The sequence below is a fragment of the Phyllobacterium sp. YR620 genome, from assembly GCF_900104165.1.
GTDB lineage: Bacteria > Pseudomonadota > Alphaproteobacteria > Rhizobiales > Rhizobiaceae > Phyllobacterium > Phyllobacterium pellucidum.
In genome coordinates this window covers 389,024-403,356 of the sequence record NZ_FNJP01000003.1, presented here as the reverse complement: position 1 = coordinate 403,356, position 14,333 = coordinate 389,024, and the positions used below count along the sequence as shown (strand labels likewise).

The 14,333-nt window shown below is 59.2% G+C and carries 11 protein-coding genes and 1 tRNA gene; 4 read left to right on the top strand and 8 right to left on the bottom strand.

The features are described 5' to 3' along the window. The first annotated feature begins 274 nt into the window (after positions 1 to 274). Complete coding sequence (locus tag BLR72_RS13765; RefSeq protein ID WP_091949422.1) at positions 275 to 553, top strand: hypothetical protein; 279 nt, start codon at positions 275 to 277, stop codon at positions 551 to 553. A 107-nt stretch (positions 554 to 660) separates the two neighbouring features. On the opposite strand, the gene BLR72_RS13760 is transcribed toward BLR72_RS13765, so the two are convergent. Next, positions 661 to 745, bottom strand: a tRNA-Leu gene (locus BLR72_RS13760). Between the two features lie 257 nt (positions 746 to 1,002). Here BLR72_RS13760 and lipB point away from each other — a divergent pair. Next, positions 1,003 to 1,731 carry a lipoyl(octanoyl) transferase LipB gene (lipB, locus tag BLR72_RS13755; protein WP_091949419.1) on the top strand — a complete coding sequence of 243 codons (729 nt, stop codon included), beginning with the start codon at positions 1,003 to 1,005 and terminating at the stop codon, positions 1,729 to 1,731. Between the two features lie 7 nt (positions 1,732 to 1,738). On the opposite strand, the gene BLR72_RS13750 is transcribed toward lipB, so the two are convergent. Beyond that, positions 1,739 to 3,751, bottom strand: coding sequence for an acetyl-CoA carboxylase biotin carboxylase subunit (locus BLR72_RS13750; protein WP_091949417.1), 2,013 nt, complete (start codon positions 3,749 to 3,751; stop codon positions 1,739 to 1,741). A gap of 30 nt (positions 3,752 to 3,781) precedes the next feature. Next, entirely contained in the window at positions 3,782 to 4,738 is a 957-nt protein-coding gene (locus BLR72_RS13745; protein WP_091949415.1) for a DMT family transporter, read from the bottom strand. A 292-nt stretch (positions 4,739 to 5,030) separates the two neighbouring features. On the opposite strand from BLR72_RS13745, the gene parE reads away from it, so the two are divergent. Continuing rightward, positions 5,031 to 7,109 (top strand): DNA topoisomerase IV subunit B, encoded by a 2,079-nt coding sequence (gene parE, locus BLR72_RS13740; protein ID WP_091949412.1) that lies wholly within the window; start codon positions 5,031 to 5,033, stop codon positions 7,107 to 7,109. 176 nt (positions 7,110 to 7,285) lie between these two features. Then, entirely contained in the window at positions 7,286 to 7,702 is a 417-nt protein-coding gene (locus tag BLR72_RS13735) for a hypothetical protein (protein ID WP_091949409.1), read from the top strand. Between the two features lie 110 nt (positions 7,703 to 7,812). Here BLR72_RS13735 and lpdA read toward each other — a convergent pair whose 3' ends face one another. The 5 genes from lpdA to BLR72_RS13710 all read right to left on the bottom strand — a co-directional run bounded on the left by lpdA (position 7,813) and on the right by BLR72_RS13710 (position 14,223). Next, positions 7,813 to 9,210 carry a dihydrolipoyl dehydrogenase gene (gene lpdA / locus BLR72_RS13730; protein ID WP_091949406.1) on the bottom strand — a complete coding sequence of 466 codons (1,398 nt, stop codon included), beginning with the start codon at positions 9,208 to 9,210 and terminating at the stop codon, positions 7,813 to 7,815. A 3-nt stretch (positions 9,211 to 9,213) separates the two neighbouring features. Further along, on the bottom strand, positions 9,214 to 10,509 hold the full coding sequence (locus BLR72_RS13725; RefSeq protein WP_091949402.1) for a dihydrolipoamide acetyltransferase family protein: 1,296 nt from the start codon (positions 10,507 to 10,509) through the stop codon (positions 9,214 to 9,216). 9 nt (positions 10,510 to 10,518) lie between these two features. Beyond that, positions 10,519 to 11,532: an alpha-ketoacid dehydrogenase subunit beta gene (locus tag BLR72_RS13720; protein ID WP_027232545.1), complete on the bottom strand. Its 1,014-nt coding sequence runs from the start codon at positions 11,530 to 11,532 to the stop codon at positions 10,519 to 10,521. A 3-nt stretch (positions 11,533 to 11,535) separates the two neighbouring features. After that, positions 11,536 to 12,786, bottom strand: a complete 1,251-nt coding sequence (locus tag BLR72_RS13715; RefSeq protein ID WP_091949399.1) for a thiamine pyrophosphate-dependent enzyme — start codon at positions 12,784 to 12,786, stop codon at positions 11,536 to 11,538. Between the two features lie 288 nt (positions 12,787 to 13,074). Further along, the gene (locus BLR72_RS13710) at positions 13,075 to 14,223 is read right to left on the bottom strand and encodes a DUF2336 domain-containing protein (protein ID WP_091949396.1); all 1,149 of its coding nucleotides are present in this window, start codon (positions 14,221 to 14,223) and stop codon (positions 13,075 to 13,077) included. Positions 14,224 to 14,333: the final 110 nt, after the last annotated feature.

Below are 14,333 nucleotides of genomic sequence, written 5' to 3'. Positions count from 1 at the left end.
GCAAGAACTTTATACGTTTGTATAATTAGGTGGCGCGGAGAGCGGCATCACGTCAAGGCGACCGAGTGTGAGCGCTACGTCTAGTCCGCGAAAAATTCCGTCGCACAATTCATGATGGTTGTTCTCGATCCACAAATTGGCTAGAGGAGTAGGGCATACTTTTTATATTTTGAATTAAGGAAAATACTATGATCTCCCAGTCCACGTTGGGCCTCCGCCCAGGGCTTTTCCTTGTCGCTGAACGCTTCCTGTCCTCCCAAGTTTGGAGGATGGCATGACCGACGGCGACACTTTTGATCAGGAATTTGTCGATTTAATTGTCAAATTCGGAAAACGTGCGGTTCGCGCATCGGGATATATGATCGTTAGTTGGTTGCTTCTGCACCATAATCAGTTGGGCTTGCAGAGCAGTTGGGGCTTGCCTATAGCCTTTGGAATTCTGGGCTTCGCGTCGTCAAGCGCCCGGTTGGCTCAATTGGGGCTAGCTGCGTTACTCTGTATGGCTCTGTTGCCGATGAGTGAAATCAAGTCGATCATCAGCACGTTTATGTGACCAAGATTCGATCATTCGCCAAACTCTTCCTCACGGGTGGCATCTATAAGCAATATGGCGGCCGAAGCCGCCATATTTTGCTTTAGATTCAAATATTTGAGAGAAAATGGTGCGGTCGAGAAGACTCGAACTTCCACGTCTTGCGACACAGCGACCTCAACGCTGCGCGTCTACCAATTCCGCCACGACCGCACTCTGTGGTAGAAGCCGAACCAGTCGGCTCGCGGCATGTAGCAAATAGGTTTCGGTGAAACAAGCCCTATCTACCGATAATCCGATTGTTTTTTAGAAAGCTGGCATAAACCTTCACGCAGCCGCGCAAGACTGGAAATTCCGCCCGAAAAGGTCCATATGCGGCAGACCCAACGCAATCGTTGAAACGAAGCCACACCGGCTAAGCGGACTACGATTCTGGCGCAGGCAGATACAACCGGACCAGCATTCATACCATGAGAACCATTCGCGACGACCTCGTCCCCGATTTCCTGCCCGAAGGCGAATCGTCACCCGTCGAATGGCTCGTTACCGATGGACTGACAGACTATGACACCGCCCTCGGCTTCATGGACGAGCGTGTGGCGGCCATTCGCGACGGCAGGGCGCGTGAGCTTGTCTGGCTCGTCGAGCATCCGCCGCTCTATACAGCCGGCACCAGTGCCAAGGCGGCCGATCTACTCGTCGCCGATCGCTTTCCGGTCCATGCAACCGGACGGGGCGGCGAATATACCTATCACGGCCCCGGCCAGCGCGTTGTCTACGTCATGCTCGACCTAAAGCGACGGCGTGAAGACATACGCGCCTTCGTGACCGCTCTCGAACAGTGGATCATCACCACGCTCGCCTCATTCAATGTTCGCGGCGAGCGGCGCGAGGATCGGGTCGGCGTCTGGGTCACCCGGCCGGAGCGCCCGCCCCTGCCCGATGGTTCGCCCGCTGAAGACAAGATCGCCGCCATTGGCATTCGCCTGCGCAAATGGGTGAGTTTTCACGGCATTTCCATCAATGTCGAACCGGAACTCGCACATTTCGACGGGATTGTTCCTTGCGGCGTGCGCGGCCACGGCGTTACCAGCCTCGTCGATCTTGGCCTGCCGGTCGACATGCACGATGTCGATCGCGCCTTGCTGGAGGCCTTCGAAGATGTGTTTGGACCAGTTGTGAAGGTCGCGGCGGCCTAGCTGGACCTCACGCGAATTCCATGATGATCGCATCAACGGCGAGACTGTCGCCGATCTTGGCGTTGATCGCCGAAACAATGTGGTCGCGATCGGCGCGCAAAACGTTCTCCATCTTCATCGCCTCGACGATCGCAAGCGTTTCGCCGGCCTTCACTTCCTGCCCCACGGTCACATTGATCGACACGATCAGGCCGGGCATCGGGCAAAGCAGCAGCTTCGAGGTGTCAGGCGGCACCTTCACCGGCATCAGCTTTTCAAGTGCGGCGACGTGATTTTGCATGGCGTGGGCAGTAACCGACATGCCCTTCCAGTCGATACGCATGCCATTCAGCACCGGGCGAAGCTGCGCCTTGACAGAACGCTCGCCGATATAGCCGTCCCAGACCGCATCGCCGGGCTGCCAGTTGGCGCGAACCGTAACCGCTTTCTCGCCATGCAGCCTGAATTTCATTTTTGATGGCGGATGGGCCGTGCAGGCGTCAATATGAACAGGGACGTAGTCGTCGCCGATGCGGACTTCCCAATCGGCCCGAATTTTGCCTGTGTGCGGCCGCAGGCGGTCGTTGAGCCGGTCGAGACGCTCCTTGCGCACGAGTTCAACGGCAAGCGCCACGCAGGCAAGGATATCACGATCCTCGTCCGCCGGGACCACGGGCTTGAAGCCATCGGGGAATTCTTCAGCTATGAACCCTGTGGAAAGTCGGCCCTCGCGCCAGCGGGGATGCTGCATCAGCGCGGCAAGGAAGGGAATATTATGCTCGATGCCGTCGACGACGAACGCATCGAGAGCATCGGCCATTGCGTCGATCGCCTCAAGTCGGGTCGGCGCCCATGTGCAAAGCTTGGCGACCATCGGATCGTAGAACATGGAGATTTCCGACCCTTCGGTGACGCCCGTATCATTGCGGATGATCGCCTTGCCCACTGGGCCTTCGCTTGGCGGCCGGTAGCGTGTGAGCCGGCCGATCGACGGCAGGAAATTGCGATAGGGGTCTTCGGCGTAAAGACGGCTCTCCACCGCCCAGCCGTTGAGTTTGACATCAGCTTGTTCAAGGCCAAGCCTTTCGCCGGCGGCAATGCGGATCATCTGCTCGACCAGGTCGATGCCGGTGATGAGCTCGGTGACGGGATGCTCCACCTGCAGGCGCGTGTTCATTTCGAGAAAATAGAACTTGCGGTCCTTGTCGACGATGAATTCGACGGTCCCGGCGCTCTGGTAGTCGACCGCCTTTGCCAACGCTACCGCCTGTTCGCCCATGGCCTTGCGAGTCGCCTCGTCAAGGAAGGGCGACGGCGCCTCCTCCACGACCTTCTGGTTGCGCCGCTGCACGGAGCATTCGCGCTCGCCGAGATAGATGCAGTTGCCGTGCGCATCGGCCAGCACCTGGATCTCGATATGGCGCGGATCGACGACGAATTTCTCGATAAAGACGCGATCGTCGCCAAAGGAATTGCGCGCCTCGGAGGTTGCCCGCTCAAAACCATCGCGCACCTCGGACTTGTCCCAGGCGATGCGCATGCCCTTGCCGCCGCCGCCTGCCGAAGCCTTGATCATCACCGGATAGCCGATCTCGCCGGCGATCTTCTCCGCATGCGAGGCATCCTTGATGATGTCGAGGAAGCCCGGGACAGTGCTGACCTTCGCCTCGTTGGCGAATTTCTTCGACTCGATCTTGTCGCCCATGGCGATGATCGCCCTGGGCTTCGGCCCGATGAAAATAATGCCCTGCTTTTCCAGCGCTTCGCAGAAGGAAGCGCGCTCGGAAAGGAACCCATAGCCCGGATGTACGGCTTCGGCCCCGGTGGCCTTGCAAGCCGCAATGATCTTGTCGGCGACAAGATAGCTTTCGGACGCGGCGGAAGGGCCGATATGCACAGCCTCGTCGGCCATCTCCACATGCACCGCATCGCGATCGGCGTCCGAATAGACAGCTACAGTGGCAATACCCATCTTGCGTGCGGTCTTGATGACGCGGCAGGCGATTTCACCACGATTGGCGATCAGGATTTTCTTGAACACGTAAGTCCTCCCCGGAGCATGTTCCTGTTTCTATTGCCAATCGCGCACTTGCTCAACAGGTTCTTCGGCGGTCGCTCCGGTTGCGTTGCGCTTCTTGCCCTCGCGCCAGACCACATAGGCGCCAGAACCGATAATGATCGCAATGCCCAGCCACTTCGAGGCGGAAGGAAATTCGTTGAAGACGACAAGCCCGATGATTACGGCCATGACGATTTCGAGATATTGAAATGGAGCGAGCAGCGACGCCGGCGCAAGACGCGATGCGTGTACCACGAGCAGGTGCCCACCGGTCGCAATCGCGCCGATCGCGAAAAGAAACAGCCATGAGAGTCCGGCCGTCGGCCGGCCAAGCGTCATGTCGCTCACGCCGAAGATTTGGCCGAGCACCAGGGCAATGATAACGGTGATCGTGCCGCCGATGCCGGCATAGAGCTGCATGACGAGCGGCGTGTCCGCATCGCCATAGCGGCGGTTCAATATCAGGTAGAAGGCAAAAAGCGTCGCGGTGGCGAGCGGCAGCAGCGACACCCATCCGAAGAGTTCCCAGCTCGGCTGGATGACGATCAGGGTGCCGACAAACCCAATCGCGACAGCGCTGCGCCGGCGCCAGCCGACCTCTTCCTTGAGGATCAGGGCTGAAAGCAGGGTCAGCATCAGCGGTTCGACGAAAAAGACGGCCATTGCATCGGCAAGGGGCATGTATTTCACGGCTGCAAAGAAGCAGAGGCTGCCGATGCCCATCAAAAGGCCACGAAACATATTGCCCCAGAGCTTTACCGGTTTCAGCGAACGGGCGCCGCTGAGCGCGACGATAATCAACAGGGTCAACAGGGTTTGGACGACGAAGCGCGACAGGGTTACAGTCGCGGGGGGCATGCTGTCGACCGTCGAAAGCCATTTGGCGATCGCATCCATCATCGGCAGGAAAAACATGGCCGCGGCCATTGCTGAAACGCCCCTCAACTGTTGCGAGGTCGTGTTTTCCATGGCTTTGACCTTTCCGGATGAAGCAGGCGGGCGAGATGACTGCTGGCATATCGGCTCCGCAGAAAAAATCAATTGCTGGAGTGCGCCGGACATGTTCGTTCTTGGACCTCCTGACGCAGGCTGGATCCGAAAAGGTGAGTTGGAGGTAGAAAGTTGCTTGATACGCCCACGCGCATGGCATAGTCCTGTGGGTGAACACCAGAACAGACAGCGAACTCCCATCGCCTTTCCCCTCGGGGCATGCAAGGATTGCAGGTGATTCGAATTGGGATAGAATTGGCCGATCAAGACCATGGATGACAGCAACGATCTATTTTCTGCAGTCGTAAAGACAGCCCGCGAACGCCAGGCGGCGGTACAGTCGCGTCCGGAAACGAGCGTCCCTGCGTCATCCGAGCGATCAGTGCCGAGCGCGAAACTGCCGCAGAAGCAGGCCGCAGAAAATAGTTACAGCGCTGCCGACATTGAGGTTCTGGAAGGGCTGGAACCGGTACGTCGGCGTCCCGGCATGTATATTGGCGGCACGGACGAGCGGGCGCTGCATCATCTCTTTGCCGAAGTCATTGACAATGCCATGGACGAGGCGGTGGCGGGCCACGCCAATTTCATCGACATCGAGCTCGACGAACACGGCTATCTGTCGGTAACGGACAACGGCCGTGGCATCCCTGTCGACCCGCATCCCAAGTTTAAGGATAAGTCGGCCCTTGAAGTGATCATGACGACGCTGCATTCGGGCGGAAAGTTCGACTCCAAGGTCTACGAGACCTCGGGCGGCTTGCATGGCGTCGGCGTCTCGGTCGTCAACGCGCTCTCCGATCACCTCGAAGTCGAAGTCGCGCGCAATCGCAAGCTCTATCGCCAGCGATTTTCGCGCGGCAAACCGCTCGGCCGGATCGAAGAGGTTGGCGACGTTCAGAATCGCCGTGGCACCAAGGTGACGTTTCACCCCGACGCCGAGATTTTTGGACAAGGCGCCAAATTCGATCCGGCGCGCATCTACAAAATGGCGCGCTCCAAGGCCTATCTTTTTGGCGGTGTGGAAATTCGCTGGAATTGCGCGCCTTCATTGCTGGATCCGAAGGACCCGACGCCGGATAAGGCGGTTTTTCATTTTCCCGGTGGACTCAAGGATTACCTCAGCAACTCGCTTGGTAAGGAATTTCAGGTCACTCGTGAAATGTTTGCGGGAAAGACTGAAAAGTCCGGAGGACACGGCGCGCTCGAATGGGCTGTGACCTGGCACGGCGGCGACGGCTTCGTCCATTCCTATTGCAACACCATTCCGACTGGCGAAGGCGGCACCCATGAGGCGGGCTTGCGCATCGCCCTCACCCGCGGCCTGAAGGCCTATGCGGAGCTTGCCGGCAACAAGCGCGCCTCGATCATAACCACCGACGATGTGATGATCTCCTCGGCCGCAATGCTCTCCGTTTTCATCCGGGAGCCGGAATTTGTCGGTCAGACCAAGGACAAGCTCGCGACGGTGGAAGCGCAGCGCATCGTCGAGAATGCTATTCGCGACCCGTTCGACCATTGGCTTGCCGCCTCGCCGCAAGAGGCGTCCAAGCTTCTCGACTGGGTGATCGACCGCGCGGACGAGCGCGTCAAGCGCCGGCAGGAAAAAGAGGTCAACCGCAAGTCCGCGGTCAAGAAGCTGCGGCTTCCCGGCAAGCTTGCCGATTGCAGCCAGACCGGAGCGATCGGCGCTGAGCTTTTCATCGTCGAAGGTGATTCCGCTGGCGGATCGGCGAAGCAGGCGCGTGATCGCGCGACGCAGGCTGTGCTGCCCCTGCGCGGCAAGATCCTCAATGTCGTCAGCGCCGGCCGCGAGAAAATGACCGCCAACCAGCAGATCAGCGATCTTATCCTGGCGCTGGGCTGTGGCACGCGATCGAAATATCGCGACGAGGATCTGCGATATGACCGCGTTATCATCATGACTGACGCCGATGTCGACGGCGCGCATATCGCATCGCTGCTCATCACCTTTTTCTATCAGGAAATGCCGGATCTCATCCGCAACGGCCACCTGTTCCTCGGCGTACCGCCGCTCTATCGGATCGCGCAGGGCGGCAAGGTCGCCTATGCCCGCAATGATGCTCACAAGGACGAACTCCTGAAGACCGAGTTTACCGGCAAGGGCAAGGTCGAGATCGGCCGGTTCAAGGGCCTCGGCGAAATGCGCGCCGACCAGCTCAAGGAAACGACGATGGACCGGCGCAAGCGTACGCTGCTTCGGGTCCAGATCGACGAGGAATGGATCAACGAGACCAAGCTTGCCGTGGACGATCTCATGGGCACGCGCCCCGACGCCCGTTTCCGCTTCATTCAGGATCGCGCGGCATTCGTCGAAGAACTCGATATTTGAGCTGAACTGATCTGGTTCTGCTCTTTTTTGGCCTGCGTCGCGGGCCCTCATGTGCTGCGACGCATCTCCGATGCTTGTCACATATCTATTTTATAACAATGCAATATTCAGCGTCTCGGAGCTCATATTCGCCGAGCAACAACTTAATCAATCACAATTTTATTTAAGGAATTGCCATGGGCCAGAAGATTGATCAATTCACCGAAAGCCTCCGTCTCAAGCTGACCGCTGCCAGCGAAAATCTGGATAGTCTCAAAGCCAAAATTGACGGCAAAGTAGATGATGCCGAGCAGGATGTGCGGACCCGTCTCGATGATGTGAAAAGCCGTATAGACGAGGGCAAGGCCTCGGTTGCAGCGGCAAACTCCCGGATCAAGAACTGGGTCGATGCCAAGAAGGCGGCAACGGACGAGCAGATTTCCGCGTGGAAGACGCAGCTCGAAGTCGACCGCCTCGAGGATCGCGCCGTATTGGCCGAAGAATATGCGCTCGCTGCGCGCGAAGTCGCCGCCGCTGCTATCGACGACGCGGAAGAAGCGTCACTCGAGGCATGGCTTGCCCGCAAGGACGCTGACACCGCAGCCGGAAAGTAACGCTCGTCGGTTAAGCCTGAAGAGTTTCATCCGGCGCTGGCGCGCCGGATGGGCCTATCCTGTGTTTGTATGTTAAGAACCAGCGATCCTTCGACCAGGCGGGCTCCTGATTAGATATGCAATGCGTGCCCGAGCGCCTTCAGGCAGGCTTCGTGGAAGCCCTCGCTCTGCGTCGGGTGCGCATGGATCGTACCAGTGATGTCTTCGAGGCGAGCGCCCATTTCGAGCGCCAGGGCAAACGCTGCCGAAAGCTCCGACACGCCCTTGCCAACCGCCTGGATGCCAAGGATCAGGTGATTGCCTGCGGCAGCCACTACGCGCACGAACCCTTCCTCGCCTTCCTGCGTCATGGCGCGGCCATTGGCGACGAAGGGAAACAGTCCCACCTTGACCTCGTGACCGGCCGCCTTTGCCTCGTCCGGCGAAAGGCCGACCGATACGATCTCCGGATCGGTGAAGCAGACTGCGGCGATGGCCCGCTTGTCCCAGCTGCGATTTTCGCCGGCCACGATCTCAGCCACCATTTCGCCCTGCGCCATGGCGCGATGTGCGAGCATCGGCTCGCCGGTCACGTCGCCGATCGCATAGATGCCACGCATCGACGTGCGGCATTTGTCATCGATGCGGACAAAGCGTCCATCCATGTCGATGTCGATCTCCTCAAGCCCCCAACCCGAGGTCACCGGCTTGCGGCCAACAGTCACCAGAACCTTGTCGGCCGGGATCTTGTCGTCATTGCCATCGGCGTTTTCGATCAGGAGCGCATCGCCCTTGGCGCTCATGCCCTTGGCCTTGGCGCCGGTCAGCACCATCACGCCAAGTTCGGAAAGGCTGCGCGATACCGGCCGTGTCAGTTCCGCATCATATTGCGGCAGGATTTTTGGCAATGCCTCGACGACAGTGACCTTCGAGCCAAGTTTTGCATAGGCCGTGCCGAGCTCAAGCCCGATGTAACCGCCGCCGACCACGACAAGCTTCTCGGGCACGTCGCGCAGGGCGAGGGCCTCGGCCGAGGAAATGATGTTTTCGCCGAACGGCAATGACGGAATCTCCACGGGCGCCGACCCGGTGGCGATTACGATATTTTCAGCGCGAATGATCTGCTGCCCTGTCAAGGTCTCGACTTCGACCGTCTTGCCGTCGCGGAATTTTGCCTTGCCGGTAACAATCTTGACGTTGGCCTTCTTCAAAAGCCCAGCGACGCCATTGTTGAGGCGGCTGACGATGCCGTCCTTCCAGGCAATGGTCTTCGAGAAATCGATGGATGGTTCTTTCAGTGAAATGCCGAGCGGGGTTTGCCCCGCGGCAAAATGCGCGACCTTGGCAAACTCGTCGGCTGCGTGGATCAAGGCTTTCGATGGTATGCAGCCGACGAGCAGGCACGTTCCACCCACCTTGACCGCTTCTACGATCACGGTATCGACGTTAAGCTGGCCGGCGCGAATGGCGCAGACATAACCGCCCGGCCCTGCCCCGATCACCAGCAATTTGCAGGAAATGTCCTTCATAGGTCAGCCCTCCACGAAGATCAGCGCAGGCGTTTCGAGCAGCGTCTTGATCCGCTGGATAAAAACTGCGGCATCCCAGCCGTCGATGACGCGATGGTCGAAACTGGATGACAGGTTCATCATCTTGCGCGGAATGAAATTCGTCCCGTCCCAAACCGGACGTACCATGATCTTGTTGACGCCGATGATCGCGACCTCCGGATAGTTTATAACCGGGGTCGTCACCACGCCCCCCATGCTGCCGAGCGACGTTATGGTGATCGTCGAGCCGGTCAGTTGTTCACGCGTGGCAGAACCCGTCTTTGCAGCATCCGCAAGCAGATTGACCTCAGCCGCGCAGTCCCAGAGCGTGCGCGCCTCGGCATGCTTCACCACCGGCACCACCAGTCCGTTCGGGGTCTGCGCCGCAATGCCAATGTGCACACCGCCATACTGGTTGATGATGTTGGCCTCGTCGTCGTATAGCGCATTGAGGTTTGGTTGGTCGGCGATGGCCTTGACCATTGCCCGCATCAGGAACGGAAGAATCGTGAGCTTAGCCTGCTCGGCGCGCTTCTTGGCGTTGAGCGTCGCGCGCAGTTCCTCGAGCGCGGTGACGTCGATCTCCTCGACATAAGTGATGTGAGGAATGTGAGACTTGGCGATCGCCATTTTCTCGGCAATCTTGCGCCGAAGACCGACAACCTTGATCTCCTTGATCGAATTGTCCGGAGCAAGCGCCGCAGCGCCCGGACGCTGCGAGCCACGGGCGAAGAAAGCCTCTAAATCCTCATGGGTGATGCGTCCGGCAGGTCCGGTACCGCTTACCTGCCGCAGATCAACGCCTGCTTCCCTGGCGCGCAGCCGGATTGCAGGCGAAGCGAGCGGCTTTTCGCCCTCACCGCGCGGCGCCACTCCGCTGACGGGCGGTGCCATCACGCGGGGCGGCTCGGCGACTGCTGCCGGCTTGGCCTTGGGCTTTTCTACCTCTGCCTTCGCCGGTTCGGACTTCTTTTCCGGCTGCGGGGCTGCAGCCTCGCTTTTGGCGGGCTTGGCCGGTTCAGGTGCATGACCCTCACCTTCAATCTTAAGGCGCACCAGCGGCGAACCGATGGCTATCACCTCGCCGATTTCACCGCCGAGCCAGAGGATTTCGCCATCCACGGGCGAAGGAATTTCGACGGTTGCCTTGTCGGTCATGACGGCGGCAAGCACCGTATCCTCGCGCACGAGATCGCCGATCTTTACGTTCCATTCGACGAGTTCGGCCTCCGCAACGCCTTCACCGACATCCGGCAGCTTGATGACATATTCACCCATCTTCTGCTCCTATCCTTCCAGCGTTTCTACAAGGGCGCGACCGACACGCGCTGGACCCGGGAAATAGTCCCATTCCTGCGCATGCGGATAGGGCGTATCCCAGCCGGCGACGCGAGCAACCGGCGCTTCCAGCTTGTAGAAGCAGTGTTCCTGAACCAGAGCTGCTAGTTCCGCCCCAAAGCCGGACGTCAGGGTCGCTTCGTGAATTATGACACAGCGCCCCGTCTTGCTGACCGATTCGACGATCGTTTCGAGGTCAAGCGGCAGCAGCGTCCTAAGATCGATGATTTCGGCGTCGATGCCGTGCTCCTCGGCAGCAGCTTCTGCGACATAGACCATTGTACCGTAGGCAAGGATCGTCATCTGTTTGCCCTCGCGCCGCTTGATAGCCTTGCCAAGCGGCACAGTATAATGACCGTCCGGCACGTCGCCGAGATCATGCTTGGACCACGGCGTGACGGGACGATCATGGTGGCCGTCAAACGGTCCGTTATAGAGGCGTTTCGGCTCGAGGAAGATCACCGGATCCGGATCCTCGATCGCGGATATGAGAAGTCCCTTCGCATCGTGCGGGTTGGACGGGACCACCACCTTCAGGCCCGATACATGGGTGAAAAGAGCTTCCGGGCTTTGGCTATGCGTCTGCCCTCCAAAGATGCCGCCGCCTGTCGGCATGCGGATAACGATGGGGCAGGTAAAGCCGCCATTGGACCGGTAGCGCAAGCGGGCTGCTTCGGAGACGATCTGGTCATATGCCGGATAAACGTAATCGGCGAACTGGATCTCGACGCAGGGCTTCAAGCCATAGGCGGCCATGCCGATCGCAGCGCCGACGATGCCGGCCTCGCTGATCGGCGCATCGAAGCAGCGTGTCTTGCCGTACTTCGCCTGCAGCCCTTGCGTACAGCGGAAGACACCGCCGAAGAAGCCGACATCCTCGCCGAAGACGACGACGTCATCGTCGCGCTCCATGGTGATATCCATCGCGTCGCGGATGGCTTCGATCATCGTTTTGCGGGCCATGGATCAGACTCCTGCCTGCTGGCGCTGACGACGCAGATGCGGCGGCATGGTTTCGTATACGCCCTCGAACATATCGCGCGCCGAAGGCTTGCCGCCTGCATGCAACGTACCGTGGCCTTCAGCCTCCTTCTGCGCGGCAATAACCGTGTCGAGGATTTCGGCTTCCGTCTGCTTGTGACGCTCTTCAGTCCACGCGCCGCGCAAAATCAGGTGATTCTTCAACCGCATGACCGGATCGCCGAGAGGCCAGGCATCGGATTCCGTTTTGGGTCGATAGGCGGACGGATCATCCGAGGTCGAGTGCGCGCCGACGCGATAGGTAACGTATTCGACAAGCGTCGGACCGAGATTGCGCCGCGCCCGTTCGATCGCCCATTTCGCCACCGCATAGACCGCGAGATAGTCATTGCCGTCAACGCGCAGGGCCGGGATGCCGAAGCCAAGGCCACGCGCGGCAAATGTACCCGATCCGCCGCGCGCAATACCCTGGAAGGTGGAAATTGCCCACTGATTGTTGACGATGTTGAGGACGACTGGCGCCTTGTAGGTCGATGCGAAAACCAGCGAGGCATGGAAATCCGACTCGGCCGTCGAGCCGTCGCCGATCCAGGCTGCCGCAATCTTGCTATCGTTCTTGATGGCAGACGCCATGGCCCAGCCGACCGCCTGGATATATTGCGTCGCAAGGTTGCCCGAGATCGAGAAGAACCCATGCTCTTTCGACGAATACATGATCGGCAGCTGGCGCCCCTTCAGCGGATCACGCTCGTTCGAGTAGATCTGGCACATCATCTCGACCATGGGATAGTCGTCCGCGATGAGCAGGCCTGCCTGGCGATAGGTCGGGAAATTCATGTCGCCAGGCGCAAGCGCCTTGCGAAAGGCACAGCTTACCGCTTCTTCACCAAGATGCTGCATGTAGAAGGACGTCTTGCCCTGCCGCTGCGCTATCTGCATGCGGGCATCGAAGGTGCGCAGCGTCATCATATGGCGCAAGCCCTCGACGAGTTGCTCGTCGGTCAGCATGCCGGCCCAGGGACCGACCGCCTCGCCTTCGCGGGTCAAAACCCGGATGATCGAAAAGGCGAGATCGCGGAAATCCTCGGAATTTGCGTCCACCTCGGGCCGCCTGACCGATCCAGCCTCCGGAATATTCACATTCGAAAAGTCCGGCTCGCCGCCGTGCCGCACGGCCGGCTCCGGCACATGCAGGCTTAAAGGATCAAATTCTCCAAGGGGACCGTCATTCGACATGCCATCGCCTCCCAACCACTGACATTTTCCACGCAGTCTACCATGAATTATTAGGTCAGTAATACTGTCTTAAAACAGCGGCCTTCGAGCATGGCATCATGCCCTGCCTCAATATACGATCACATCAGTTTGATATTATTAGGCATTCGTGCATCACGTGTGGTGCATGGGTGTGGCACGTCCGAGCAAAAAAGCAACAATACTTCAATTCGGGTCACGACCGCCGGCCTATTCGTTCGCAAGCGGCCGCGATTTTGCAATCAAATGCAGATTATGCTCATTCACGTTCTAGGCGGCAGTGATGGCGAGAACCTGTTCGCGCGCATTTTCCCGGATGGCATCGAGGTGGATGCGTTTGAGCAGAGACAGCATATCATCATTTGCGGCGGCGGGAATCGTGCCCGCATCTCGACCGATTGGCTCCAGATGCTCGATCATGCGACGGATGATTTCGGGCGAACCAACGTCCTGTCTGCCGTTGGCAACGTTACGCCAGCCCTCGAGCGCCACCTTTAGCGGAAGATGCGTGCTGACCGGCAAACCCGCTGCGCTGAGCAAAGCGCCGAGCGCGGCCGGCCGTCCGTCGATGATGAGGCTGCGCACGCGCCCGAGACTGTAACCCGAGAGCGCAACCAGAACGGCGGCAAAGAAATCGATCTTTCCAGCCGCGACGATCCGAATGACGAAGGCGGTGGTCAGGTCGCCGCGCAATTGCAGATGCTCGATAAGCGCCGGATATTCATTGATGCGCGTTGCCGCGACGAGGCTGACGGATGCCCGCACGCAGGCGTCCCGCGTGATGCGCTTTGCGCGGCGCTCTCCCATAAGAGCCATGACCATATCCATCTGACACAGGGCTTCGGCGATACGAACTGCGAGTGCATGCCGGCAATCGGCAGGAAGGCGGTTGTCATCGATCAGGAGCGTCCTGATTTCCGCGACATGGCCGAGGCGCTCGACAAGCCTGCGAAAACTTATGTCGGCGATCTGCGCCTGGCTATTGGCGAGCAATGCTGCGACCGCCTCGACCTCGCCGATCTCGATAATGGCAGCGCTCACCGGATAGGACACCTTTGCGCGCGCCGCCACCAGGCGCTGCGCTTCGCCACTGCCGCCGGCGACGCAATCGATAAGGTCGGCGTCACTCAACAATACGGAACGGCCGAGAATATAGGTTGCGACCTCGATCTGGTCACGCGCGAGGCTGGCAACGATGTGAGCCGGCGCATGGGCGCTCGTCGAAAAAGCTTCAGCAAGAGCAAGCCGCACTTTGGGCGAAGGATCATCGAGCAAGAGTGTCAACACCGCTTCGGTGGAGCGCCGTTCGTCGAATTCGAGGTCGGGCTGCAAGTAGATATGCGCCAAGGCAGCCGCCGCATGGCAGCGCTGCGCCACCGAGGCATTGTCGATCATCTTCACATAATGCTGAACGGACATTCTGTCTTCGCCCCCGAGTCCCCTGATTGGGCACAACTCTAAAGGGAAAAAGTTTACGATCCGTTCACCATGCGCGTTAACCATGCATGTCCACGCGACAGGTTGCGAAC

What these genes read in the sequence shown, in the direction of transcription:
- BLR72_RS13765 (WP_091949422.1), top strand. Translation starts at nt 275, where the DNA reads ATGACCGACGGCGACACTTTTGATCAGGAATTTGTCGATTTAATTGTC.
- lipB (WP_091949419.1), top strand. Translation starts at nt 1,003, where the DNA reads ATGAGAACCATTCGCGACGACCTCGTCCCCGATTTCCTGCCCGAAGGC.
- BLR72_RS13745 (WP_091949415.1), bottom strand. Translation starts at nt 4,738, where the DNA reads ATGGAAAACACGACCTCGCAACAGTTGAGGGGCGTTTCAGCAATGGCC.
- parE (WP_091949412.1), top strand. Translation starts at nt 5,031, where the DNA reads ATGGATGACAGCAACGATCTATTTTCTGCAGTCGTAAAGACAGCCCGC.
- BLR72_RS13735 (WP_091949409.1), top strand. Translation starts at nt 7,286, where the DNA reads ATGGGCCAGAAGATTGATCAATTCACCGAAAGCCTCCGTCTCAAGCTG.
- lpdA (WP_091949406.1), bottom strand. Translation starts at nt 9,210, where the DNA reads ATGAAGGACATTTCCTGCAAATTGCTGGTGATCGGGGCAGGGCCGGGC.
- BLR72_RS13725 (WP_091949402.1), bottom strand. Translation starts at nt 10,509, where the DNA reads ATGGGTGAATATGTCATCAAGCTGCCGGATGTCGGTGAAGGCGTTGCG.
- BLR72_RS13720 (WP_027232545.1), bottom strand. Translation starts at nt 11,532, where the DNA reads ATGGCCCGCAAAACGATGATCGAAGCCATCCGCGACGCGATGGATATC.
- BLR72_RS13715 (WP_091949399.1), bottom strand. Translation starts at nt 12,786, where the DNA reads ATGTCGAATGACGGTCCCCTTGGAGAATTTGATCCTTTAAGCCTGCAT.
- BLR72_RS13710 (WP_091949396.1), bottom strand. Translation starts at nt 14,223, where the DNA reads ATGTCCGTTCAGCATTATGTGAAGATGATCGACAATGCCTCGGTGGCG.